Annotated in this window: 19 protein-coding genes; 11 read left to right on the forward strand and 8 right to left on the reverse strand. The window is 49.7% G+C overall.

Annotation, left to right across the window (positions count from 1 at the left end):
• The first annotated feature begins 87 nt into the window (after positions 1 to 87).
• The gene (locus MJZ26_05165; GenBank protein MCQ2105165.1) at positions 88 to 2,226 is read left to right on the forward strand and encodes a hypothetical protein; all 2,139 of its coding nucleotides are present in this window, start codon (positions 88 to 90) and stop codon (positions 2,224 to 2,226) included.
• 174 nt (positions 2,227 to 2,400) lie between these two features.
• The gene (locus tag MJZ26_05170; protein ID MCQ2105166.1) at positions 2,401 to 3,255 is read left to right on the forward strand and encodes an ABC transporter ATP-binding protein; all 855 of its coding nucleotides are present in this window, start codon (positions 2,401 to 2,403) and stop codon (positions 3,253 to 3,255) included.
• A 52-nt stretch (positions 3,256 to 3,307) separates the two neighbouring features.
• On the opposite strand, the gene MJZ26_05175 is transcribed toward MJZ26_05170, so the two are convergent.
• Positions 3,308 to 5,194 carry a BamA/TamA family outer membrane protein gene (locus MJZ26_05175; GenBank protein ID MCQ2105167.1) on the reverse strand — a complete coding sequence of 629 codons (1,887 nt, stop codon included), beginning with the start codon at positions 5,192 to 5,194 and terminating at the stop codon, positions 3,308 to 3,310.
• Positions 5,191 to 9,090, reverse strand: a complete 3,900-nt coding sequence (locus MJZ26_05180; protein MCQ2105168.1) for a hypothetical protein — start codon at positions 9,088 to 9,090, stop codon at positions 5,191 to 5,193. The genes MJZ26_05175 and MJZ26_05180 overlap by 4 nt, the downstream gene beginning before the upstream one ends.
• Before the next feature lie 219 nt (positions 9,091 to 9,309).
• On the opposite strand from MJZ26_05180, the gene MJZ26_05185 reads away from it, so the two are divergent.
• From MJZ26_05185 to MJZ26_05225, 9 genes are all read left to right on the forward strand, one after another.
• The gene (locus MJZ26_05185) at positions 9,310 to 11,403 is read left to right on the forward strand and encodes a hypothetical protein (GenBank protein MCQ2105169.1); all 2,094 of its coding nucleotides are present in this window, start codon (positions 9,310 to 9,312) and stop codon (positions 11,401 to 11,403) included.
• A gap of 104 nt (positions 11,404 to 11,507) precedes the next feature.
• Positions 11,508 to 11,960 carry a nucleoside-diphosphate kinase gene (ndk, locus tag MJZ26_05190; protein ID MCQ2105170.1) on the forward strand — a complete coding sequence of 151 codons (453 nt, stop codon included), beginning with the start codon at positions 11,508 to 11,510 and terminating at the stop codon, positions 11,958 to 11,960.
• A gap of 65 nt (positions 11,961 to 12,025) precedes the next feature.
• Positions 12,026 to 12,862, forward strand: coding sequence for a succinate dehydrogenase cytochrome b subunit (locus MJZ26_05195; GenBank protein ID MCQ2105171.1), 837 nt, complete (start codon positions 12,026 to 12,028; stop codon positions 12,860 to 12,862).
• A 15-nt stretch (positions 12,863 to 12,877) separates the two neighbouring features.
• The gene (locus tag MJZ26_05200) at positions 12,878 to 14,791 is read left to right on the forward strand and encodes a fumarate reductase/succinate dehydrogenase flavoprotein subunit (protein MCQ2105172.1); all 1,914 of its coding nucleotides are present in this window, start codon (positions 12,878 to 12,880) and stop codon (positions 14,789 to 14,791) included.
• The gene (locus MJZ26_05205; protein ID MCQ2105173.1) at positions 14,791 to 15,573 is read left to right on the forward strand and encodes a succinate dehydrogenase/fumarate reductase iron-sulfur subunit; all 783 of its coding nucleotides are present in this window, start codon (positions 14,791 to 14,793) and stop codon (positions 15,571 to 15,573) included. The genes MJZ26_05200 and MJZ26_05205 overlap by 1 nt, the downstream gene beginning before the upstream one ends.
• A 199-nt stretch (positions 15,574 to 15,772) precedes the next feature.
• Positions 15,773 to 16,666: a hypothetical protein gene (locus MJZ26_05210; protein MCQ2105174.1), complete on the forward strand. Its 894-nt coding sequence runs from the start codon at positions 15,773 to 15,775 to the stop codon at positions 16,664 to 16,666.
• Positions 16,667 to 16,825: 159 nt separating this feature from the next.
• Positions 16,826 to 17,617 carry an amino acid ABC transporter substrate-binding protein gene (locus MJZ26_05215; protein MCQ2105175.1) on the forward strand — a complete coding sequence of 264 codons (792 nt, stop codon included), beginning with the start codon at positions 16,826 to 16,828 and terminating at the stop codon, positions 17,615 to 17,617.
• A 3-nt stretch (positions 17,618 to 17,620) separates the two neighbouring features.
• Positions 17,621 to 18,280 (forward strand): amino acid ABC transporter permease, encoded by a 660-nt coding sequence (locus MJZ26_05220; GenBank protein ID MCQ2105176.1) that lies wholly within the window; start codon positions 17,621 to 17,623, stop codon positions 18,278 to 18,280.
• Between the two features lie 59 nt (positions 18,281 to 18,339).
• Positions 18,340 to 19,110, forward strand: a complete 771-nt coding sequence (locus MJZ26_05225; protein MCQ2105177.1) for an amino acid ABC transporter ATP-binding protein — start codon at positions 18,340 to 18,342, stop codon at positions 19,108 to 19,110.
• A gap of 111 nt (positions 19,111 to 19,221) precedes the next feature.
• Here MJZ26_05225 and MJZ26_05230 read toward each other — a convergent pair whose 3' ends face one another.
• From MJZ26_05230 to sufC, 6 genes are all read right to left on the reverse strand, one after another.
• The gene (locus MJZ26_05230) at positions 19,222 to 20,037 is read right to left on the reverse strand and encodes a hypothetical protein (protein MCQ2105178.1); all 816 of its coding nucleotides are present in this window, start codon (positions 20,035 to 20,037) and stop codon (positions 19,222 to 19,224) included.
• 45 nt (positions 20,038 to 20,082) lie between these two features.
• The gene (locus MJZ26_05235) at positions 20,083 to 20,445 is read right to left on the reverse strand and encodes a four helix bundle protein (GenBank protein MCQ2105179.1); all 363 of its coding nucleotides are present in this window, start codon (positions 20,443 to 20,445) and stop codon (positions 20,083 to 20,085) included.
• Between the two features lie 28 nt (positions 20,446 to 20,473).
• Positions 20,474 to 21,454 carry a flotillin-like protein FloA gene (gene floA, locus MJZ26_05240; GenBank protein MCQ2105180.1) on the reverse strand — a complete coding sequence of 327 codons (981 nt, stop codon included), beginning with the start codon at positions 21,452 to 21,454 and terminating at the stop codon, positions 20,474 to 20,476.
• A gap of 56 nt (positions 21,455 to 21,510) precedes the next feature.
• The gene (locus MJZ26_05245) at positions 21,511 to 23,046 is read right to left on the reverse strand and encodes an ATP-dependent Clp protease proteolytic subunit (protein ID MCQ2105181.1); all 1,536 of its coding nucleotides are present in this window, start codon (positions 23,044 to 23,046) and stop codon (positions 21,511 to 21,513) included.
• Positions 23,047 to 23,165: 119 nt separating this feature from the next.
• Positions 23,166 to 24,221 carry a SufD family Fe-S cluster assembly protein gene (locus MJZ26_05250; GenBank protein ID MCQ2105182.1) on the reverse strand — a complete coding sequence of 352 codons (1,056 nt, stop codon included), beginning with the start codon at positions 24,219 to 24,221 and terminating at the stop codon, positions 23,166 to 23,168.
• A gap of 20 nt (positions 24,222 to 24,241) precedes the next feature.
• Complete coding sequence (sufC, locus tag MJZ26_05255; GenBank protein MCQ2105183.1) at positions 24,242 to 24,988, reverse strand: Fe-S cluster assembly ATPase SufC; 747 nt, start codon at positions 24,986 to 24,988, stop codon at positions 24,242 to 24,244.
• Positions 24,989 to 25,057: the final 69 nt, after the last annotated feature.

Here is a 25,057-nt window from a genome sequence, read left to right on the forward strand (position 1 = left end):
TTGTACTTTTGTATCACGACTATTGACTTTGCATGATACAAAAGTTAAATTAAGTGATATAAAGACAAAAGGGGTTGGAGGTTTTTTATGAACGTGCTTAAAATATTGATTCCGTTTTCAGTAGTGGCAGCCTTGTTGGCTTGCTCCGATGATGCTACGTCTAATGCTACGGAGAATAAAGAAGATCCTTCTTCTCTGGAGGACGTGTCTTCGGCTGATGATGTTTCGTCATCAAGCGTCTCGGATGAGGCTGTTGTATCAAGTTCTTTGGAGTCGCAGCTTTCTTCGTCTTCTGTAGTTCCTGATACGGCGCGTTTTGATGCCGATGGAAAAATAGGGGAGTTTACAGATTCTCGTGACGGTCATGTCTATAAGATTGTAAAAATCGGTGATCAGGTTTGGATGGCTGAAAATTTAGAGTTTGGCCGCTCTAAAAAAAATCCGGGATATTCCTGGGCGGAGGCAATGGATTCTTCCTCGACGGGATGCGGTAATGGCAAGTTCATTGTGGATGGCCAGGAGTTTAGTGCTTGTCCTGTTCCAAAGCCTGTTCAGGGCATTTGCCCTGCGGGTTGGCATTTGCCTTCTGTTGAAGAATATGAAACACTGATTGATTTTGTGGGTGGCGCTTCTGTAGCTGGAGAAAAACTGAAATCCACATCTGGATGGAATGGTGTTGGAAATGGTACCGACGCCTACGGCTTCAATGCGCTGCCATCCCCGTACAATCGCTTTGCAACGTCTGATGTAAAAAATAATGGAGACGTGGTTTATGTAGAGCTGAGCCATGAGAGTCGTTGGGCCAAATTATGGAGTGGAGACAGAAAATTCTTCAAGGATTTCTCTGTTCGCTGCGTCATGGGGCAAGGACATGATGCTTCTGATATTGTCATTCCTGAAATACCTAAGGAAACCTATACCGGCGATTACGGAACTTTTGTGGATTCGCGCGATGGCAGAACGTACAAGACAGTAGAAATCGGAAATCAAACATGGATGGCTGAAAATCTGAATTACATCTACGACGAAGAGCTAAGTTATGGGTGTACCGTGGGCGAGGGCGTAGATTGCAATGGTAATGGACTTTATTACTCCTACGATGAGGCTTTGGACTCAAAAAGAACGAATTGCTCTGTTGAAAATTTGACAGGGGAAGATTTCTTTACAAATTGTGGCGTAGCCTTGCCCATGCAGGGAATTTGTCCCGACGGTTGGCACTTGCCTTCCAAAGAGGAGTGGATGACCCTTGTTGCCTATGTGACGGGATACGAGTCCGGTGAAATGCTTCATGGAAGTAAGGATGCTGGCTATTTGCTGAAAACGTCAAAGGAATGGCCCGTTGGCTCTATGGGTATCAATGCTTTTGGTTTCTCTGCGTTGCCTGTAGAAGATCAACGGGACAGAATCATTACAGGTTACGAAGACTCGTTTGAAGTTTGCTATTGGGCTGGGTCAATCAGCGATAATCTTCCCTGGTTTAGTCATGACTTTTTCTGCATCGATGGAAAATCTGCGTATGTAGGCACGTACATGGTTGATGGCGCAGCTGCTCCTGTTCGCTGCGTCAAGGGCGAAGGCAACATCAAGTGGCAAAAAGAATTGAACTCTTCCTCTTCCGCGGAAATTTCCTCTTCTAGCGTGAGTTACGGGCAATTGACGGATGAACGTGATGGCAACGTCTATAAGACGGTAAAGATTAATGACCGCGTCTGGATGGCTGAGAACTTGAAGTATAAGGTTGCTGATGGCAAAAGTTTCTGCAACTGCGGTGATACCTCATCTTGCGATGGCTGGGGCTTGCTCTATACGATGAATGCTGCAAAGGATTCTTCTCTTTGCCCTGTCGGCTGGCATGTTCCCTCAAAGACAGAAATGGATAAGCTTGTATATGAAGTAAATGGTTTTGGCAAAACTGATGTGATGCTGAGATCCAAGGATGGCTGGCGGACTGTTGCGGATAGCTATCTTCGCGGAACAGATGACTTTGGTTTTGGTGCTGTTCCTGCAGGAATTTTGTGGATGCCCATGGATGACTATTATGAGGAAACCTCATACTGTGGAACTCTTCCGGATGATGAAAGTGAATATGCCGCCTTCTGGACTTCCGATGGTTCGCTCATGGGTATTGCTGTTAACTATAATTCCGAAATGATAAAGTATACGGATCCAAGTGAACTTAATGAGGGCGAATTTGCGTTCTCCGTCCGTTGCGTCCAGAATGAGTAAAATTGTAAATACCAATTACGAAGTACGATTTACGAGATAGATAATCGTAGCGATGTCGCCTAACATTCTCTCATAATTCATAACTCATAATTCATAATTAAAAAACGTCTGTCAGCTTTAGCTGCCGGACGTTTTTTTTGGGTTTGTGCTGCAGTCTTTTCTATATTCTTCCCTATGGCTGCGATTTATCTAGAAAATGTTTCTTTTCGCTATCCGGGCGCTACTGCTGAAGCTCTCTCTCAGGTGAATCTTGAAATTCCAGAAGGAAGCTTCTTTGCGCTGCTGGGGCCCAATGGGGCCGGGAAGACAACTCTTCTTCGATTGCTTTGCGGTCGGTTTCCTTGTTTTAAGGGAAAAATTGAAATTGCCCAGGAGTTCCGTGGCAAGAATGGATTCCTTGATCCTTCCGTTTTTGGGGTGCTGCTTGAAAATCCGGGAATCTATCCCAGGCTTTCCATAGAAGAATACGTGGAATATTTTGCAGGATTCTATGGCTTTGGGGAGTCTGGCATCAGCCGAAAAAATGAGTTTAAGAAAAGAATTCGTGATCTGTCCAATAAGTTGGAATTGCCTGATTTAAGCACCAAGATGTCAGCCCTTTCTCTGGGAAATCGTCAGAAGGTTCAGCTTCTCCGTTCCATGGTACCATCTCCGAGGCTGTTAATTCTTGACGAGCCTGTTGCCAACCTGGATCCTGCATCCCGCGAGATGGTCTGGTCTTTGATTGCTGACTGGCGAAAAAACGAGGGCGGTACGGCCATTGTTTGTTCTCATATCCTTGCTGAAATGGAAAGCGAAGCCACCGACTATGCCATCATCGAACGCGGTCGCGTTTTGAAATCTGGAGCTGTCGCCTCCGCTATTGCGGCTGATTCTTCCAACGGAAATCGCTTTAGCCTGACTCTTGAAAAGGGCGTGTCGGAGGAACAGATTCTTCAGGCACTTTCTGCTGCAGGAATTGCGAACGCTTCTGTGCATGCCGCCAATAAGAACCTTTCTGACTTGTATCGCGAAACGGTAAACCGATAATCGGTTATAAGCCCGACAACCGGGTTGTTGCTATACCTTAAGCAAACTGTGGCTAGAATGTTTGGGACAGGTCGAAGGCGAATCTGCCTGTGGCGAAGTGTTCCAGGTCCCAGTTATCCAGATGTTTCTTGAAGGCATAATCCAGGCGGAATGTCAAGAACTGCCATTGGTAGCGAAGTCCAAGACCTAGACTTTCGTCGGTTTCCGGGGCGTAAATTTCGTCGACGTCAGTAACCTTGGCCCAGTCGTAGAATTGAACGATTTGCCAGTGTCTGGCGCTCTTCCATGGTAATGTCCAGCGGATTTCCTGATTAAATCGGAAGTAGGTGGGGGTAAGGCCAGTATTGATTATGGTTTCGCCTTCCTTTTCAGGATCCGGTTCTTCGTAGCTTGCGTAGATACTTCTGAATCGGTAACCACGTACCGACCTGGAACCGCCCTGATAGAACATGCGGGCATCGTCTTCAAGGGCCTTGGCAAAGAACTTGCCCGTGCTTCCGCTGAGAGCTCCGTTGAATGTCCAAAATAGCGGAATGTAGATGTTGGCTGTAAATTCTCCGTAGGAGTACGGGTCGCCGATCATGGTTAGGGAGTAAATGTCTCCATCCCAGTTTGTGCCGGCGCCAACAGTAGGTGCAAGACGGATTCCCTTTGTTGGATTGAAGTAGTCGTTGGTATAGTCGAAGGTCAGAGCGACTTCTCCCTTCAATTTGAACATTTCATCTGTAATTTTATTCACATATCGTGTATCCAGTGTACCACGGAATTTGATATGCTTGGTAATGCCGAAGGTAAGGTCGCCACGGTTAATGACTTCGTATCGCTCTTCAATGCTGTCGGGATATGCCGGCGGATTGATTTTTTCGTGATTTAGCGTGAGACGGTCTTCAAATCGGATAGCGGTGGGAATGAAGCTGAACGATGTTCCGAATAGCAACGGATTGGCGTAGCCTACGGATGCTTCCTGTTTATGTTGGGCAACAAGGGCGCTGGTTGAAAATTCATTGAACCGGCCGAAGAAATTTTTGTGTCGTGCATACACCTGGGCGCCAAATCCGTAGATCTCTTCATAGAAGAATCCGTATCGGTTTTCTCCAGGAATTCGCTCTGTCACGTTCATGTGAACGTCCGAAAGGCCGTCTTCTCTTAGGGAGTCGCTGAGCTTGATTTGTGTAAACAACTGCGTTGAGAACAGCTTTGACTTGAAGGAATTATACTGGTCTCCGTCAATGGTTTCGCCCTGCGGAATTCTCCAAAGGGACGATAGCCATGCCGTGTCGGTCAAACCGGCTTCGCTGATGGAATCGCTCTTGACGCTGGGCGTGACGGATCTCTTGCTGCTGCTGACCATGTTGCCCATCATTACCTTGGGTCCGGGCTCTACGGTAATCTCCACGTAAATCTTTTTGCGGGTCGTATCCAGCATTTCGATGGAAGAAACATAGGCATGCAGGAATCCTTGCTTGCGGTAGGCTCGCTGAATGTTCTGCAAGTCTTCGGAAATGTCGTCGTGATTGTAGAATCTGTCCTTGGATGTGTTCAGGCTGGTTTCGTCAATGTGAATCTTGCTGTCTTCGGGAACTTTAAGCTTGACGCCGTTAAAGCGGTAACGCTCACCGTCACGAATGTTAAAGTAATAGCCGCGGACGACACTGTCCTGGCTGATTCTGTCTCTATGTACGTCCAGGACGATATCAAGGCTGTAGTAGCCGCGGGAATAGTATAGAGATTTTATGTTCTCCAAGGACAGACGCATCAAGAAGTCTTGCTTGGTGGAGTCCATCTGGCCGAATTCTTCCGGAATGTCCAACTGTTCTTCCAGCTGGTACGAAGAGAATGCCTTATTTCCGCTAATGTCGATGTACCAAGGATGTTTGACACCCTCGTCTGCAAAAAGTATTGCGGTGAGTATGAAAAGGAGTCCTAGAATCTTTCTCATTTCTTATCCTCCTTTTCTTCATTAGGTTGGCTGTATACACTTTCGCATTTTCCTAACCCAAGAAGGCAAGGATTCCAGTAGCGGTAAGTGTAGTTTATGCCCACATTCTTTTCCATTCGGTTTTCGTTTCCGCCGGTTGTACCGGTATTGGTAAGATATTGCTTTTGGATTAGCAGAGCATTAAGGGATAGCGACGGAGAAATATGATTCTTGTGAGAATACTCAGCTTCCTGGAAAACGGGGAGCGTGTAGTTTACGCCGAACTGGAGTGCTTGATCGTAGGTGGGGTTTTCACTCTGGTCCTGGGTGTAGCCGAAAATAAGGCTGAGGTTGTTTACCCAGCGGTCAAGGGAAATGGGAACCTTTACGTAGCTCGAATCCTTGTCGCTTGAGGAGTTGTTTTCGAACAACATAACCTTCATGTCGATATCGCCGATGTAGTCACCGCCAAGGGTTTTGTTTGCCGTTGTGGAAATAACCTTACCGATGGCCTTTCCTGCAAGTTTGTTCCAGTCTGTAGCCTCGCCGGAGTCGTCTGCAATACAGCCCAGGAATATGTTATAGTAAATGGCTGCTGCGGAAGATTCTGTTCCGCAGTTAGAAGACGGCATTGGCTGCGGGTTGGTTATGGTACCTTGAATGTCAAGATTGATGGGGCAGGTTTCGTTTTCCTTTTCCTCGGTGTCATTACAGTAGGGCAGATTCTGGATACTGCTGACATCGATTACTCCGTGCTGCCAAGGAACGTCGTTCCAGGATATTTGGAATGCGTTCAAGTCAAACTGATAAATTTCCTTGACTCCGATAAAGCCGCTATTTGTGTTGGTAATATCGCCTCGCAGTAGCGGACGGTTTGTGCTTCCAAGAATCCAAATGTCTACAGTAAAGGGGAAGGTGGCGAAGGGGGTCACGATGGCGATAGAGTCTTTCTGTGTATCACTGATATGCAAAGAAAGATTGATGGGGCTTGCAGTAGAAAGCTTGGCTTCCTGCTGGGTCTCCTTCTGTCTGAGTTTTGCAATGGAGTTGTTTAGCAAGGTAAGGTACTTGTCCAATGCGGTGGGCGTAACCTCGATGTCGAATTCCTTGTAGTACGTTAGACGGTCTATGGAAAGGTTTCCGAAGATGGTGTTGTTCTTGATGATGCCTTCAGTACTGTGCGGAATGCTGAAACCTACATCCGCATGTCCAAGTGCATCGGCCTTACCGTAAATATCATGATTGAACTGATAGGTAATCTTGGGAATCTCTGCAGAAATCAACAGGGAATCAGCGTTGTCTTCCATGTGTCCGTTGATGTCTTCAAGAACAATGGAATGCTCATCCAGATCAATGGTGAACTGCTTCGACTTCACGTCGATTGCTTCAAGCATCAAGCTGTCTATGTTGAACTTGAGTGTAGCAAGGATGGACTCTCCACGTTTGTTGGTTGTGCTGGCTCGAGTTACGTTGAGTACTCCGTTTTCCACATTTCCTTCTAGGCTGAACGGTATCAGAAGATTCATCTTCGGGGGCTGGTACGTTGTGGAACTTGTCTTGAAGTTCGCCGAGATTCCATGAAGTCCCTTTCTTATGTCGGCTGTCAAATCCATATGTAAGTCAGTGTTCTTGATTTCACTGATGGTCTTAGGAATGTACCATGAACCATTGGCGTCGACGGTGCCCGTAAAGATAAGGTCGTTGTCGATGAAGCCTTCTGCCCAGAGGGTTCCACCGTTATCACTGCCGTGAGAGAAACTGACGTGGCGCTTGTCGTTGAAAATGTGATCCAAAATGACCTGGGTGTTTCCTGTCCATCCGCCACCGCCGATGTCTAGATAGGCGTTCAGCTCGGCCTTGTCACCTTCGGCGAAAATGTTCAATTTCTGAATGTTGAAAACGTTTGATGGAATGTTGGAAAATTCAATGTTAAAGAAGTTCAGGTTTCCGATAAGTCCCTGTCCTTCGTTGTATGCCAGTTCGCCGGTCAGCATACCGGAGGCGAAGGTCGTGTCTTGCAACGGTTCCAGAAGCAGAGGGATGCTGAAGTCCTTGGACGAGATCCAGGCGTTCAGGACCTGTATGGGCAAGAAGCTAGTTGGCTTGAATTCCGGATTGGAATCGTTGGGGATGATGAACGAACCATTTGCCATGACACTGTTCTTGTTATGGAATGCGTTCGCCTTGTCTACGAAAATGGTATCGCCGTTCTGCCTTACCACAAGATCTGCGGAGACATTGAACGCGTCAAGTTCACCATCGATGGTCACCTCGGCAAGACCGATGTTGTTGTCGAAGTCCTGGTGCCACTCACCGGTCACCTTTCCATTGATTTTTTCGTTGAACTTGAAGTTCGCAAAGGGGATGGTTGCTAGAACGGTGTGTTCTGCCTTCACGTCTAGTGTGATGGTGTCTCCAATGCCGATATAGGCGCTGGCCTTGCCTCCATTGCGCTGGGTTACGTTCCAGGAAGTGTGGGGGTGCGGGTCGTTCCACTTCACATCGCCGTCGAAGTCGAAAGTTTCTTTAGGAGTGTAGATGATGCCTTTACTGAAATCAATGCCCTTGGTGTTCAGTTCCAGATAGACTTCCAGGGAATCTGCAGTCATGTGGTAGGCGTAGGGGACTGTGTCGAACTTGGCCAGGACACGCAGCTTATGCAAGTCGAACGTGCCATAAAGCTTTGGATTGGTCGTGAATTCCAGGTTGCCGTGAGTCCAGTCTATGGCCCATGGCTCATAAGGGGAAATATCTCCTACGAAGTCGATGTACAGGGAATCCTCGAAATCTAAGGTTCCGGTTACGACAGATCCTTGTCGTGTTACCACGACTGCATCGATCTTGTTGCCGGTTTTGCGGGCCCCTTCGATTTCAAGATCCAGCGGCATCATCTGGGGGCCGAACAGGGCGTTCATGTTTTCCACTTGAACGTCGAATACACCATCCAGGTTTTTGTCAAAATCGCCTTCAATATGGATGGTTCCTCCTTCGTTGTTCTCCATGGTAATGTCAGTATGGAATTGTTCAGCGTCGCCCTTCAGCTTGATGGTGATGTCTTCGGGCTCCAGAGGCCATAGGGCGCCTACATGAGTTTGAACGGTTGCGTTGTACTGGGCGCTGTTCTTCTTGGTATCGACGGTTGCGTCTACGTCTACTTTCAGTTTACCGATGCCTGGCAGGGCTTCGGGCAGCTTGAAGGGCAGCCAGTCCTCGGGCGAGTTTACCGTAACCTTGGTACTTGTATTGACTACAGAAAGATTGTTCTTCGGTGCGTCTGCCTTGACTATGACAGAGTCCGTAGCTGTCTTAACCTTGGCATCAAGCTTCAGGTTTTCGCCCTCGAAGTCGGCTTCTAGATTGATCGCGGCGGGACTTATCAGGAAGTCGCCGGATACGGAATCGATTTTAAGTGCGGCGGCCTTTTGCCCCTGGCTCTTTATGTCTAGCTGGGAAACCTCCCAGTGCTTCCCGTCAGAAAGTTTGACGTTTGTTTGGGCTATATTGACATGGGCCGGCAGGTAGAACTTCATTTTTTCGGGAACTGCCGGGGTGAAACTGGAGTCGGGTTGCTCTTCCACCTTGGTAGAATCGCCTTGTGGAAGGCTTACATAGGCATCCACCGTGTCAACCTTGAACTCAATGCCCTTTACGTCGCCGAAAATGGTAATGTCCAGGCTCGGGTTGGTCACCTTGACTTCGGTGCTGTCCACGGAGACCCGGACGGAGTCGAAGCTGTGGGTCAACAGTCCGTCCATCTTGTGACCATAGGGGGTTATAGTCACGCCGTTGATGGTATGGGGGGTAGAAAGGATTCTTTCCACGAGTGCACGGCAAAACCAAGCGCCAAGAGCAATGGCGCTAACAACAACTGTTGCAATGACAGCTGTTCCTGCAAATGTGGAAATTCTACGTTTCACGTAATCAATAAGTTAGCAAAGATGCGTGTAACTCATTGATGCTCAATGAGTTACAGACGTCGTAAATGCGGCCGTTTCTTAGTGTTAGTGAACAAGTGTGTACTCCTGTTGTTCGATTTGATGTTTCTTTGGGGTTTTAGAACCATCAGAAATTCATTACTTGCTATATTCTGGGCGATTAATTCGCCTTTCAGGCTCTTTGGGAAAATTGAGGTTTCTATGACTTTACGCTCGGTAGTTCTTGCTGGCCTTTGCTCTGCAGGTGCTTTCTTGTTTTCTGGTTGCGATGGCTTTGGGGAAAAGGATTCGATCCTTGCTAAGATCAACGACGAGAAAGTTTTTCAGGAAGACGTCACCTATTATTACCAGAACAATGGAACAGCCCTTAAGGTAGAGAAGAATAAGTTCCTTTACGACAACTTTTATGCCAAGGCTGCTCTTGTTTCCAGGGCGTTGAAGGAATATCCCGACTTGAAGAAAGAGTGGGAAGACTACTATAAGGAAATTGACCCTCGCATTTTAACCATGGTGTACCAGCGTTTCTATGCCATGGAGAAGATGACCTATAGCGATGAGGAACTGCGTAACTTCTACTACGCAAACCGTAATCTGTTCCCTACGGATACCTTGGGCCAGTATGAGCTTATGCGAGGCGAGGCTGCCGCAGAATATTACCTCAACAGCCATAAGGATTCCCTGGATAAGTTCTTGGCAGAAATGCTGAAGAATGCCGGTGCTCCCAATGCCGACGATACCTTGGGACTTCGCAAGCGCTTTGTGCACATGCGACGTCAGGAAATCCGTACTGAATTGAGCGAAAATCTCCTGGAGAAAAACGGCATTCAGATCAATGAACTTCCCGCGGTTGATGGGGAGGCCTACTACAATTCCCATAAGTCGGAATACATGACTGTGCCGGGTTATGAACTGTATCATGTAGAGGGAACTGATTCCGCATCTCTTGCCGGGATGTTCAAGGAGGGAATCTCTCTGGAACAGTTCAAGCAGCTGGCTGCAACCAAGAGCAAGAATGCAAGTACGGCCAAGGACAGTGGGTACGTCGGCGTCGTGAAGAAGGATTTCTCCTTGCCCTATGGCATTGGCATGGTTCCGACCTTGTCCTTGGCTCTTGAAGGCAAGGATGCTGGCTTTGTAACAGGAGCACTCCGCTCTGAACCCACTGGAATCTTCCATCGTTTCTTCCTGGTCAGGAATGTTCCCGCTGAAGTCAAGCCTTATGACCGCGTTGCCGGTATGGTGAAGGCTGATGCTGCATCTGGAGCAATCTTTGAATTGGCTCCTGAATTTGTACTGGTTTCCAAGAATGGCAAGGCTTTGTTGACAGAAAAGGAACTGTTGGAATTCAAGGCTCGTAATTACGCCAGCTATGGCTACGACAGAAACTTCCATGACCGTTTGGTCAAGATGCTCGCCGACAACATGGCTTACGCCGATGCCGCCAGGGCCCTTGCACTCAACGAAACCGCAGACTACAGGGCTGTAGTTCGTAGCGCACGAATTGACTTCATTACCGAAAAGTACTTGGATCGCAAGCGTGGTCTTAAGGATGTGCCGGAAGATACTTTGAAGGCCTGGTACCAGCGTGTCGGTTCTCCCATCCATGTGGGTTACGACTATGAAAAGGCCAAGGATGACCTGCGTCTTATTGCCACATTCCCGAAGAATCTTTACGACCATCAGTACAACTTCGGCTACAGGGTGATCTATGCTGGAAAGACTTATGAACAAAGTATTCCTGCAATCTACCAGAAGCGCGGTGACGAATGGCTTAATTTGTACAGAGCCAGACTGAGTGCCGAGGCTTATAGCACAGCAAAGGTCTCCCTCTACGATAATTCCATTCCTGAATTCAAGCCGGAACTGCTGGCCGATGTCATGCTGTCTCGAGTAGACTCCCTTCACAAGGCTGGCAATCTGACTCCGTCTTACAACGGCTACCGCATGCTGATGTATGCCTACGCCGAGGATGACGAACTGTTCCAGAAGGTTGCCTACGAAATGGCTCAGATCCAGGCCGAAAATGAGGAGTTCCTGGATGCGGACGCAGAATACAACGCCTTCTACAAGATGTGGCCCCAGAATGAAAATGCGGAAAAGGCTCTCTTTAGCCGCGGTTTCATCTTGAACGAGAACCTGGGGATGAACGATGTCGCCCTGGAAGTTTTCAAGGAATTCAACGAAAAGTATCCCAACAGTGAACTGAAGGAGTCGGTGGACTGGCTTGTCAAGAACATCGAAACCAACGGAAAACTGGCGGAAGACCTGATGAAGAAGATTGAAAGTGCCGAATAGGAGTCTAAAACAGGCGTTTTTGGAATTCAATCTCGATCCGTCAGTCTAATGAATCTCGACTAAAAACCTATATTTAACTCACTCACAATAAAAGGTGGTATACCATGGAAATGACTTTCGCTATGATCAAGCCCAATGCCGTTAAGTCCGGTTTGGTTGGTCAGATTATTGCCCGTTACGAAGCTGCAGGCCTCTCTGTCTGCGCTATCAAGATGCATCAGATGTCCAAGAAGGACGCTCGCGGCTTCTACGCCGAACACGTCAAGAAGCCCTTCTTCCCGGAACTGGAAGCCTACATGACTAAGGGCCCGTCCGTGATGCTCGCTCTGGGTGGCGAAAATGCAATTGCCAAGGTTCGCGCTATCAATGGTGCTACCAATCCTGCTAAGGCAGAACCGGGTACCCTCCGTTACGACTTTGCTCCTTCCATGACCGAAAACGTTGTTCACAGCTCTGATAGCCCCAAGAGCGCAAAGCGTGAACTGGATTTCTGGTTCACCAAGAAGGAACGCTACGCCTACGAAGCTGCAAGCAAGAAGGCTTGCTGCATCCTCTAATGGCAGTTTAAGGTCTAAAAAAGAATTACAAACAAAAAAAGACCCCCTCAAGGAGACACAAAACAATGCAATGGATCATTAAGTACCTTACCTCTTCCATTGGTAAGAAACAGATCATGGGATGCTCTGGTGCGTTCCTCGCTCTGTTCATCCTCGTCCACATGTGCGGCAACCTCCAGTTGCTGAACTTTGATCAGTCTGCAGCACAGGCATCCTACAATGCCTATACTGAATTCCTGACCAGCTTCAACCCGCTCCACTTCCCGGTAAAGTTGATTTACCTCATGGAACTGGGCATGGTTGCTGCATTCGGTCTCCATATCGGTCTCGGCGTTTTGCTGAAGCTCGAAAACAAGAAGGCTCGTGGCGCTGTGGGTTACGAAGTCAACGCTCGCAAGGGTAACAAGTCCTTCGCTACCTTCACCATGATCTGGACCGGCCTTATCATTCTCGGCTTTGGCATCCAGCATCTCGCTAACCTCAAGTTCGGTGCTCACTACCTGTACCAAAACGCTGCCGGCGAAATCGTCCGAGACATGTGGCTCACCACCATCGACATGTTTGCTAACCCGGTTTGGACCGTGTTCTACCTGGTTGCCATGCTCGTTATCGGCATCCACCTGTTCCACGCCATCTCCTCTGCCTTCCAGACCCTCGGTCTTGCTCACCAGAAGTGGACTCCGGTTGTTGAAGTCCTCGGCATCGTGTACAGCATCGTGATTGCAGTTGGCTTTGCTATCGAAGCTGGTTTCTCCTGCTACATCGCTCACCAGCCGGAAACCGAAGCTCTCCGCGCCAAGTCTCATGAACTCCAGCAGCAGCTGGAACAGAAGAAGGCTGCTTCCGAAGCTAAGACTTCTTTCGTTGTTCCGTCTGTGGGCATCATTTCCACCAACGTTTAATGGAGACCATAACAAATGATTCTTGATTCTAAAATTCCTGGTGGTTCCATTTCCGAAAAGTGGACCAAGCATAAGTTTGAATTGAAGCTCGTGAACCCCGCCAACAAGCGTAAGTTCACCGTTCTCGTGGTGGGTACCGGTCTTGCTGGTGCATCCGCTGCAGCTTCCCTCGCAGAACTGGGCTACAATGTTAAGTCCTTCTGCATTCAGGACTCTCCCCGTCGTGCTCACTCCATTGCTGCCCAGGGTGGTATCAATGCTGCTAAGAGCTATAAGAACGATGGTGACTCCGTCTATCGTCTTTTCTACGATACCGTTAAGGGCGGTGACTTCCGCGCTCGCGAAGCCAACGTTCATCGTCTCGCCGAAAACTCCAACCTGATCATCGACCAGTGCGTCGCTCAGGGTGTTCCCTTCGGTCGTGAATACGGTGGCCTTCTGGACAACCGTTCCTTCGGTGGTACCCAGGTTTCTCGTACCTTCTACGCCCGCGGTCAGACCGGTCAGCAGCTCCTCCTCGGTGCATACCAGGCTCTCATGCGCCAGGTTGCAGCAGGCAAGGTAACTCTCCTTCCGCGTCGTGAAATGATGGACCTCGTGGTTGTCGACGGTAAGGCTCGCGGTATCATCGTTCGTAACCTCGTTACTGGCGAACTGGAAAGCCACGTTGGCGACGCAGTCTGCCTTTGCACCGGTGGTTATGGTAACGTCTACTACCTGTCCACCAACGCTCAGGGTTCCAACGTTACTGCAGCATTCCGCGCTTACAAGAAGGGTGCAGCATTTGCTAACCCCTGCTACACTCAGATTCACCCGACTTGCTTGCCCCGTCATGGAGACCTGCAGTCCAAGCTGACTTTGATGTCTGAATCTCTCCGTAACGATGGTCGTATTTGGGTTCCTCGTAAGCCCGGCGACAAGCGTTCTCCGGACCAGATTCCTGAAAACGAACGTTACTACTACCTCGAAGAAAAGTACCCCAGCTTCGGTAACCTCGTTCCTCGTGACGTGGCTTCCCGTAATGCTAAGCAGGTTTGCGACGCCGGCATGGGCGTAGGCAACACCGGCCTTGCAGTTTACCTGGACTTCGCCGACGCTATCAAGCGCATGGGCGTTGCAGGCGTTTCTGCTAAGTATGGTAACCTCTTCCAGATGTACGAAAAGATCGTTGACGAAGACCCGTACAAGGTTCCGATGCGCATCTTCCCGGCAATCCACTACACCATGGGTGGTCTGTGGGTTGACTACGATTTGATGTCCACCATCCCGGGCTGCTTCGTTCTCGGTGAAGCTAACTTCTCTGACCACGGTGCTAACCGTCTCGGCGCATCTGCTCTTATGCAGGGCCTTTCCGATGGTTACTTCGTGATTCCGTTCACCATCGGTGGCTACTTCGCAGGCACCAAGCTGGAAAAGGTTTCCGAATCTGATCCTGCTTTCGAAGACTGCAAGAAGCAGACCGCAGAAAAGATTTCCAAGCTCCTCTCCATCAAGGGGCACCGCACTGTTAACGATATCCATCGTCAGCTCGGTAACATCATGTGGGAATACGTTGGCATGGCCCGTAACAAGGCTGGCCTCGAAAAGGCTCTCCAGGAAATCCCCGCACTCCGCGAAGAATTCTACCAGAACGTCAATGTCGTCGGTTCCGAAGGTTCCTTCAACCAGAACCTGGAACGTGCCGGCCGTCTGGCTGACTTCCTCGAATTCGCAGAAGTCCTCACCCTCGACGCCCTCCACCGTGAAGAATCTTGCGGCGGTCACTTCCGTGAAGAAAGCCAGACCGAAGAAGGCGAAGCAAAGCGTGATGACGAAAACTTCTGCTACGTCGGTGCTTGGGAATACAAGGGCGACAATGTTAAGCCCGAACTCCACAAGGAACCGCTTACATTCGATAACGTCCACCTCGTTACTAGGAGCTACAAATAATGAGCAACGGCAACATGAATTTGACTTTGAAGATTTGGCGTCAGAAGGACTCCAAGACCAAGGGACAGTTCGAAACTGTCAAGATCAGCGACATTTCTCCCGACATGTCCTTCCTGGAAATGCTGGACATTGTCAACGAAGAACAGATGAAGCAGGGCAAGGAAGGCTTTGCATTCGACCACGACTGCCGCGAAGGCATTTGCGGTATGTGCTCTCTGGTCATCAACGGTATGCCCCATGGTCCCGACCACGGCATCACCACTTGCCAGCTGCACATGCGTAAGTTCAAGGATGGCGATACCATCGTGATCGAACCGTGGCGCGCTGCCGCATTCCCGGTTATCCGTGACTGCGCTGTGGACCGTTCCGCATTCGACCGCATCATCGCTGCTGGCGGCTACGTTTCCGTCAACACCGGTGCCGCTCCCGAAGCTTCCGTGATCCCCGTTCCCAAGGCTGATGCAGACCGCGCATTCGACGCTGCTGCTTGCGTTGGTTGCGGTGCTTGCGTTGCTGCATGTAAGAACGCTTCCGCTATGCTCTTCGTCTCTGCTAAGGTTTCTCACCTCAGCTTCTTGCCCCAGGGCAAGGTCGAAGCCAAGAAGCGCGTGCTCGCTATGGTGGCACAGATGGACAAGGAAGGCTTTGGTAACTGCACCAACCTTTACGAATGCCAGGCTGCTTGCCCGAAGGGTATCACCGTGGATTACATCGCCAAGATGAACCGCGAATACCTCATGGCAACCGCTACCTACGCTGAAAAGGTTTATGGTAAGGACTAATTAGTCCTCCCTAGCCTAAAAAGCTTAAAGAACTCCGTTCGGGTAAACTCCGGGCGGGGTTCTTTTTTTTGTGGGGTGTGATAATTAGTTGTTTTGCGTTGCTGGCAAAATAGGTGAAATTTTAGATATATTTGTATGTGACGTACGTCACGTGCCCATATGCTTTGCGGGCTGAACGGATGGTGTTGGAGGTTTGATTATGATGAAGAAGGTTTGCGGATTATTCGCTGGAATCGTGCTTGCGCTTGTGTGCGGCGGATTTGCGGGGTGCAGCGACGATGTGACATATCAACTGTCTGAAAATTGGATAAATGCCGAAGTTGTGGGGTTCATTGATGATTCGCTTGTAATGGTAGAGGATTACCGGTATTGGTATGAATTTAGAGAGTCGTGGAATGGCGCTTATTCTGAAGATTCTGGATGTGAAAATACGCGGCTTTGTGTTTACAATTATCGGGTTCAAGAGGATGGGCCAAGATCGTGTGATACCTCAATTGGTTACGCAGGTTATAGTGGGCAACTTACTGATTCTGTAGTTTGGTACGGAATTTTTGGTTCGCGCAGCTCGTTGCAATTGTGGAAAGTCGGCGAAAACGGTAGGAAACATTACAGCCTTGATGTCGTTAATGATGGGTGTGGCGTTGGCTTTGATGGTGCGCGTGCGCATGAGTGGCTTGATGGAAAGTTTATCGTAATCGGAAAACAGTCGCTGTCTGCGGGTAATGACAGTTGTCAGTATGCGGTATTGGATACTATGAAAAGAACGCTTACGTACAAACGGCTTGATGAAAACTTGAAGTGGATTCAGAAATGCGATGACGTAAGGGCGTGGGGCGAGGATGTGTATTGCTTACAAACGATTCCTAATGCTGATCAAATAGGGCATTTGTTGGTAAATGGCGTGGACCAAGGGATGTTGAAAATTAATGCCGCAATCGGTCCGTTTTGGGGGAATATGCTTGAGTTATGGAATAACTTATGTGAACTTTCTGATGAAGGAATATTGAAATGTTTGTCTGTTCGTTGGCTTGGTGGTACGGAAAAGGCGAAATTTGTCGATGAAAATGGAAATACAATTTATTTGGGAGAATGATTAAAACGAGGTTGGTTGAAAATGGAAAAACTGCTATTAATCGTGTTATCTTTTGCTATCGGAGGTTGGGCTATACCCAGGCCCATGGAATGTTTAACGAATTTTTTTGTTTTACATTTTTAACTACATTTACCATTGTAAATTTAAAGGAGTTACACAATGAAATTTTTCACAAAGATTGCAATGGTTGCCTGCTGTGCCGCCTTTTTGTTCGGCTGCAACGAACAGAAGAATGATAACGCAGCACAGGCTGACGAATCCCTGAACAAGGTGAAGGCTGCAGGCACTTTCGTGCTTGGCCTCGATGACTCTTTCCCGCCCATGGGCTTCCGCGACAAGGACAACAACATTGTGGGCTTTGACATTGACTTGGCTGCTGAAGTTTGCGCCCGTCTCGGTGTGACTCTCAAGACTCAGCCCATTTCCTGGGACGCCAAGGAACAGGAACTGAACACTGGCAAGATCGACTGCATCTGGAACGGTATGAGTGTTGACTCTGCCCGCGCTGCCGCCATGAACCTGAGCGACGCCTACCTCAAGAATCGCATGATCTTCTCCGTGAAGGACAAGGCTCTTGCTAACCTCGCTGCTCTCGCCGGCAAGAAGATTGCCGTGCAGAACGGTTCCACTGCCCAGAAGTTGCTCGAAGCTTCTGACGCTGGCAAGGCTGCCAAGGAAATCGTTCCCTTCGACGATAACCAGACCGCTATGATGGACCTGGACAAGGGCGGTGTTGACGCTGTATTCCTGGATGAAATCGTTGCCAAGTACTGGATCGCTTCTAATGCCAAGGATTTCGTGGTTCTTGAAGAAGGTCTCAGCGATGAAGTCTATGCTATCGGCTTCCGCAAGAAGGACCAGGCTCTCCGCGACGCCGTGAACGAAACCATCAAGGCAATGCAGGCCGATGGCAAGTTCGCTGAAATCCAGGCCAAGTGGTTCGGTAAGTAAAAAATGTCTGATTTAGCTACTCTTCTGCCTGTTCTTTGGGGCGGTTTCGTTACCACTCTAGAAATCTTTGGACTGACGCTGTTGTTCTCCATTCCGCTGGGACTCTTGGTCGCAGTGCTGAAGATGAGCAAGTACCGCGTTGTCCGTTATCCGGTGTCCTTCTACATTTCCGTGATGCGCGGTACACCGCTCTTGCTGCAGATTGTAGCTATCTACTTCGGTTCCTATTACCTGAGCGAGTATTCCGGCCTGGGAATTTCCTTTGACCGTTTCCCGGCGGTAGTGGCTGCATTCTCCATCAACTATGCGGCCTACTTTGCTGAAATTTTCCGCGGTGGCATTCAGGCTATTCCCAAGGGCCAGTACGAAGCGGCTACTATGCTTGGCTTGACCCGCGGCCAGACTTTCTTCCGCATTATCTTGCCTCAGGTTGTAAAGCAGGTTGTTCCTGCCAGCGCCAACGAAGTCATTACCTTGGTGAAGGATACGTCCCTGGCTCAGGTCATTGCCGTGACGGAACTTTTCTCTCTGGCTAAAAAGCAGCAGGCTGCCTACGCCAGCATTTATCCGCTGTTTGTGGCTGGCGTGTTCTACTATATCGCAAACCTTTTGCTCAGTTGCCTTTTCGCCTACGTAGAAAAGAAACTGAACTATTATAAATGATACGTTTCGGTGTCATTCTGAACGAAGTGAAGAATCTAGGATAAAGGTTAAAGATGAGTATGAACGCTGTTTTGAAAGTAGAACACCTGAAGAAGTCCTTTGGCGATAATCATGTCCTTAAGGATATTTCCTTCGACCTGAAGGAAGGCGAAGTCCTTTCTATCATTGGCCCCTCTGGTAGCGGCAAGTCCACGCTTCTCCGCTGCATTACCCAGCTGGAAACCATGGATGCCGGTACGGTTTGCGTGAATGGCAAGGACATGGTTGTGGGCGTCGATAAGAAGGGTCTGGCCAAGTACGCTCCTGCAAGTGTGCTCCGCGAGATTCGCTTGTCTACAGGTCTTGTGTTCCAGAACTTCAATTTGTTCCCGCACTTGACCGTGCTCCAGAACCTGACCATTGCGCCTATTCGCGTTCTTGGTATGGATCGTGAAGAAGCCCGCAAACGTGGCCGCGAACTGCTTAAGCAGATGGGACTTGAAACCAAGGAAAAGGCTTACCCCTGTGAACTTTCCGGCGGCCAGCAGCAGCGCGTTTCCATTGCCCGCGCCTTGGCCATGCAGCCCAAGATTCTGTTCTTCGATGAACCCACCAGCGCCCTGGACCCGGAACTGACCGGCGAAGTGCTGAAGATTATCAAGGGCCTTGCCGACCAGAAGATGACCATGGTTATCGTGACCCATGAGATGGCCTTTGCCCGCGATGTTGCGAACAAGGTAATCTTTATGGACCAGGGCGTAATCGTGGAGCAGGGAACACCTGATTTTGTCTTCAACCAGTCCGGTAATGAGCGCTTAGCTAGCTTCCTGAGCCGATTTGCTCAAGGATAGTGAACACACGGGAAAATTTAAGAACCGCTTATCGCATAGTTGTAAAATCGGAAATGAAAAACGCCGGGGTCAAAACCTCGACGTTTTTTATTTTTAAGTGTTGTCTAACAACTAACGTGCCCGGGCGCTCCAGCGCTTTTTAAAGCGGGGCTCGTCCAGAACCTTTGCCCAGATGAAACCGCGACGGATTTCATCTTTGTTGAAATCACGGGTGTGGTTTCGATGTTCTGCCGTGGATAGGCAAGGGGCGCCGAGTTCCTCGGTTCCGTTATTGATTTGACCCGCCTGCTCACGGAGCTGTCGGGCACGTTCCTCAAGTTCGGCCAGTTCCTTCTGGTGTTTCAATTCAGCTTCGCGACGTGCTTTGAGGGCGGCTTCCTGAGTGGCTGCAGCCTGCTGTTCTTCCGCTTCGCGCTGTAATCGCTTGAAGTGGTTGCTCAGCTCTACCTTGTCGTGGACAAGAAGGTCGCAGTCGCCTTCGCCCATGTCGCGGCCGACGATGCGCTTTGCCTGAAGTTCGGCAAGAACCTGCTGGGCAATCCGCTCAGAGAAACCGAAAGCTTCCTGCAGCAGCTCAACACTTACGTATTCCCACTGGACAACGGATTCGGCGATTTCGCTGAAGGTGTATTCTCCGGGCTTTGCCGGCGTGACGACTGGCAGACCTTCGTCTTCCTCATCATCCTCTACTTCGGGAGATGGCGGAACGTAGGTACCCTGGGATGCATCTCGCTGGGCTTCCTCGAACTGGCGAATCAAATCCTGCAGATTGCGGCTAGGCTTGGGCTGGGCTTCGTCAAAGTCCTGCCCGGCCGAATCGCTGGGAATGTTTTTCGGCTGTTCCTGTTGTTTCTTTTTACCGGCAGCAACCTTCTTGATGACTATATCAAGAACGTATATGCCGATAAGAATGAGTAAACCTTCCATATGAGTTATTAGGTTATAGGTTAAAGGATAAAGGTTAAAGGATTGCTAATTTGAATTTCTTGATTTCGCAGACTTTAAGCCAGAAAGCATTTTGGCAATTTCTTCCGTTTTGCATTCAATGGATGTGAGTTGCTCTTTGGAAATGTAATTCAAAAGAGCAGCGATTTCCAATTGGCTTTGTGCTTCCATCAGAGATCCAAAACTTATTTCCAAAAAATGGATCGAATCTTTGGTAGACGTTCTGCCAGAGCCTTCTGCAATGTTTGATGTTACAGAAACTGCGGCTCGTTGAATTTGGTTTGTCAAAGCGAATTTCTCTGCAGTTGGAAATGTTGACGTAAGATTATATACGTCTATAACCCATTGCAAAGATTTTTGATAAACCTTAAGTTTCCTGTAGGCGAACATCTTTAACCTTTATCCTTTCTACTTTACGCTACTTGGCAGCTTCGCTGCCAGTCCCGATTTCCTTACGCATCTGGGTGTCGGCTTCGATGTTCTTCATGTTGTAATAGTCCATGACGCCGAGCTTTCCGTCGCGGAGGGCGGTTGCCATGGCCATAGGAATTTGGGCTTCGGCTTCAACCAGCTTAGCCTTCATCTGCATGACCTTGGCCTTCATTTCCTGTTCGGCGGCGAATGCCATGGCGCGGCGTTCTTCTGCCTTGGCCTGGGCGATCTTCTTGTCGGCTTCGGCACGGTCGGTTTCAAGGATTGCACCGATGTTCTGGCCAACGTCCACGTCGGCGATATCGATGGAGAGAATTTCGAATGCAGTACCTGCGTCGAGGCCGGAAGCAAGAACCTTCTTGGAAATCATGTTGGGGTTTTCGAGAACTTCCTTGTGGCTCTGTGCAGAACCGATGGAAGACACGATGCCTTCGCCAACACGGGCGATAACGGTTTCTTCACCTGCGCCACCCACCAGCTTCTGGATGCTTGCACGCACGGTAATACGGGTAACAGCGTGAAGCTGGATACCGTCAAGTGCCACAGCGGAAACCTTAGGAGTGGTAATGACCTTGGGGTTCACAGACATCTGCACGGCTTCCAGAACGTTACGGCCGGCAAGGTCGATAGCTGCAGCTTCCTTGAAGTCCAGCTTGATGTTTGCCTTGTTGGCGGCAATGAGGGCCTGGATTACGCGGAGAACGTTACCGCGGGAAAGGTAATGGGCTTCCAGCAGGTTGGTATCCACCGGGAGGCCTGCCTTGCAACTCAGAATGCGGGCTTCAACAATTACCTGGGGCGGTACCTTACGAAGGCGCATACCGATGAGCTGGAAAATGCTGACGTTTGCCCTGGAGAACAATGCCTGGAGCCAAAGGCTAAAGAACTTGCCAATAAAGGCGAGAAGGATGATGACGACGATGGCGGCAATGACAATGCCTACGGTAATGAGTGTTTCCATATTTATTCCTCGGGATAATTAAACTTGATTGACGATTGATGATTAAATGTGGGAAGTCTGCGCTAGCAGGCTGAAACGAAAATGTGCCCTTCTTGTATTGCGTCTACCTTTACGGTCTGGCCGGCTTCGATGATTTCGCCTCGAGTCTGGACATCCAAAAGCTTGACACTTCCGTCTTCCATCACAAAGCTGGCCTGGCCAACCGGGCGAAGGAACGTCTTTGCTGTACCCTGGTCTCCAACTTTTACATCGTTGATTGCTTCCGTGGGGGAGGCTGCAGATTCTAGGTCGGTCTTAAGCATGGGGGTCCATCCTTCGGGCAGCAGGGGAATCAGGTACTTGCTTGCCGCAATGGGGAATATCAATGCGATTCCCGCGCAGCACAGCATGTAGAACAATCCAAATAGCCAGGGCAATGCGTCGAAGGTTTCTTCCGCAGCCTCGGGTACATATTCAGGAATTTCTGCCGGATCGTAGCTGAAGGCAAGTGCGAGAATCATGCAGATGATGCCTCCCACGCCAAAGAGGAATGTGCCTGGCATTACGAATATTTCTACAAGGAACAGGGCTACACCTGCGATGAGTAGGATTGCAGGCATCATGCCATCAAGCTGGGGCGCGAACTGGCCCAGGAATACAATGGCAATGAGAATGATGCCGATAATGCCGAATACGCCAAAGCCAGGAGTCTTGAATTCGATGTAGAGAGCGCCGAATCCAAGAATCAAAAGAATGCCTGCAATGGCTGCAATGGCGCTGGCGATTTCTTCACCCAGGGTGGTTTCCACTTCGCTACGGCTCTTGATGGAAAGGGCTGTCTCGAATTCCTCGCGATCCTTGAAGGTTCCTTTGGAGAATCCAAGTTCCATGGCTTCCTTGTCGGTCATGGTCAGAAGTTCGCCTTCCTTCACAAGAATCTTGGGGGCTCCCCAGAAGTCGATGTCTTCCTTGCTGAGAACCTCGTATTTAGCGGCCTCGATAACCATGGTTGTGTCACGTTCGGTTTTCTTGCCCTTGTCCAAGGTCCGCTTCAATTCAAAAATTTCCAGTTCCGGTGTGACGAAGGCGGAACTGAGCAGTTCCGGGTAGCCGTTTTTCTGGGCTAGATTGCGGAACTTTGCGCGAAGGGGGGACTGGATCTTCTCGCCAACGATTTCCGGGGCGCCGCCGGCGCTTTGCAGAATGGGGGCGCAGTCACCGATGGTGGTGGCTTCCATCATATAAAGCTTGTTACAGGCGAGAGCAATGAGGGAGCCTGCGCTGATAGCTTTCTTCTTGACGAAGGCGATGGTTTCGGGGCCGCGGATGGCCATGATGGTGTCCACCAGGTCAAAGGCCGCGTCCAGGCGACCGCCGAAGGTGTTGATCTCGAAAATAATATGGGTTGGATTTTCTTTTAGGGCGTCTCCAATGGCGCGGGCGCAGAACTCATACATGGAAGGTTCCACGTCGCCTTCCAGCTTAATCCAGACTGCGTGCTTTTTTTCAATGGATTCTGAGACCTTGTTTTGCAAGGTATCCGCGATGCCCTGAACATTTGCAAATGCGAAAGCGGCAAGTACCGCCCAAAACACAAGAATTTTTGATAAAAACTTCATACCATCAATGTATAAAGTTTTTGCGTCAGTAGAGTGTCAAAATACGGGTTTTCAAACAAAAAAGGCCGCACATAATCTGTGCGTCCCTTTATCGTTTTTAATGTTGCGGATTTGATTGCTTACAAGCTTGCCAGAACCTGCAGCAGACGCTTCTTGGCGGGGCCGTCGTTCAGGGGCAGGAACAGCTCCTTGGCGAAGGACTTCATAAGCATCTTCTTGGCGGTTTCGGCGGGGATGCCGCGGCTGGTCAGGTAGAACATCTGGTCGGCGTCAAGTTCGCCACAGGTGTTGCCGTGGGTGCATTCCACGTCGTCGTGGTAGATCTTCAGTACCGGCTTTACGGAAACGCTGGATTCGTCACCCAGGAGAATGGAATTCACCAGCTGGCTGGAGTTTACCTGGCTGCATCCGTTACCCACGATGACGCTGCCGTCGTAGCTGACGTAGGACTTTTCGTCCAGCAGGTTGCGGGCGAACTGGGTACTTACGGTGTTGGGTGCGTTATGGCGGATGGTCAGGCGCTGGTGCTTGCTGGCAGAACCCTTCAACACGCTGAGTGAACGGTAATCGAAGTTGGCGCCTTCGCCGTTCAGGTCCACGTCGATGCTGATGCGGCCGATACCTGCGTCCTGTAGGATGTTGGAAAAGTGAACCGTAGAATTGGCGGCTTGCTTGATTACAAAATGGCGGAACTGCAAAGGCAAATCGTTTGCAGGGTTGGCAAAGAAGATTTCCAGCTCAGCGCCTTCTTCCACGTTAATGTCGAAGCGTTCGGCGGCAATTTCGTGCTCCACCTTGTTGTCCAGAATTTCCAGGGAGACCTTGGCGTTTTTACCGATGTTGAAAATGCTGTGACCGAAGTCGTCGCGGCTTTTGATGAGACCCATTTCGGTTTCGCCTGCGGCAAAATCCTTCTTCATGGCGGGAGCGGACTTTGCGATGGGCAGGAGGGCCGCGATGTCGGTTTCGGCGGCAATGCCGAAGTTTCCGCAGTTGGCGAGTGCGCTGTCGGCAGCGGTACCAGCGGCGGCACCATTAGCGGCGCAGTTACAATCAGCGTCCACTACAGAAGGAATTTTATTGACCGGGAAGAAACTCCACAGCTCGTTATTGCGCTTGGGCATGCCAAGGGCGTTGATGCGAGCCTGGGCGGCCTGTGCTAATTCAGAATTCATATAGCTCATGACAGCCTCAATTACTTTTCTTCGATCCAGTCGTAGCCCTGTTCTTCAAGCTTCAAGGCCAGTTCCGGGCCGCCGCTCAGAATAATCTTGCCGTGGCGCAGCACGTGAACGTAGGTGGGCTTGATGTAGTCCAGCAAGCGCTGGTAATGGGTCACGAGAATCACTGCCTTTTCGGGGCTCATGATGTGGTTGATGCCGTTTGCCACAATGCGGAGCGCATCAATGTCCAGGCCGGAGTCGGTTTCGTCCAAGAAGGAAACCTTGGGGTCGAGAATAGCCATTTGGAGGATTTCGTTACGCTTCTTTTCGCCGCCGGAGTAGCCTTCGTTGACGCCGCGGTCGCGGTAACGGTCGTCCATTTCCAAGAGTTGCATCTTTTCTTCGCAAAGCTTCTTGAAGTCCGCGTCGCTCATTTCCGGGAGGCCCAGGAAGTTACGCTTGGAGTTCAGGGCCATCTTCAGGAATTCCACGTTGTTCACGCCGGGAATTTCGGTGGGGTACTGGGTGCTGATGAACAGGCCGGAGTTGGCGCGTTCGCAGATTTCCATATCCAAGAGGTTCTTGCCGTCAAGCTCAACGACACCGTCGTTCATGGTGTAGGCGGGGTGGCCGGCGATCACCTTGGAAAGGGTGCTCTTGCCGCTTCCGTTAGGGCCCATGATGGCGTGGACTTCGCCGGGCTTTACTTCCAGGTTGATGCCCTTCAAAATCTGGGTGCCGTCTTCGATACTTGCCTTAAGATTCTTGATGCTTAACATTTTTTCCTCTTTATATTTAAACTCTTGTGCGGGCTGCGCGAACTTTATTGTGGGACCCTATTGCGCGGT

The organism is Fibrobacter sp. (genome assembly GCA_024398965.1).
Classification (GTDB): domain Bacteria; phylum Fibrobacterota; class Fibrobacteria; order Fibrobacterales; family Fibrobacteraceae; genus Fibrobacter.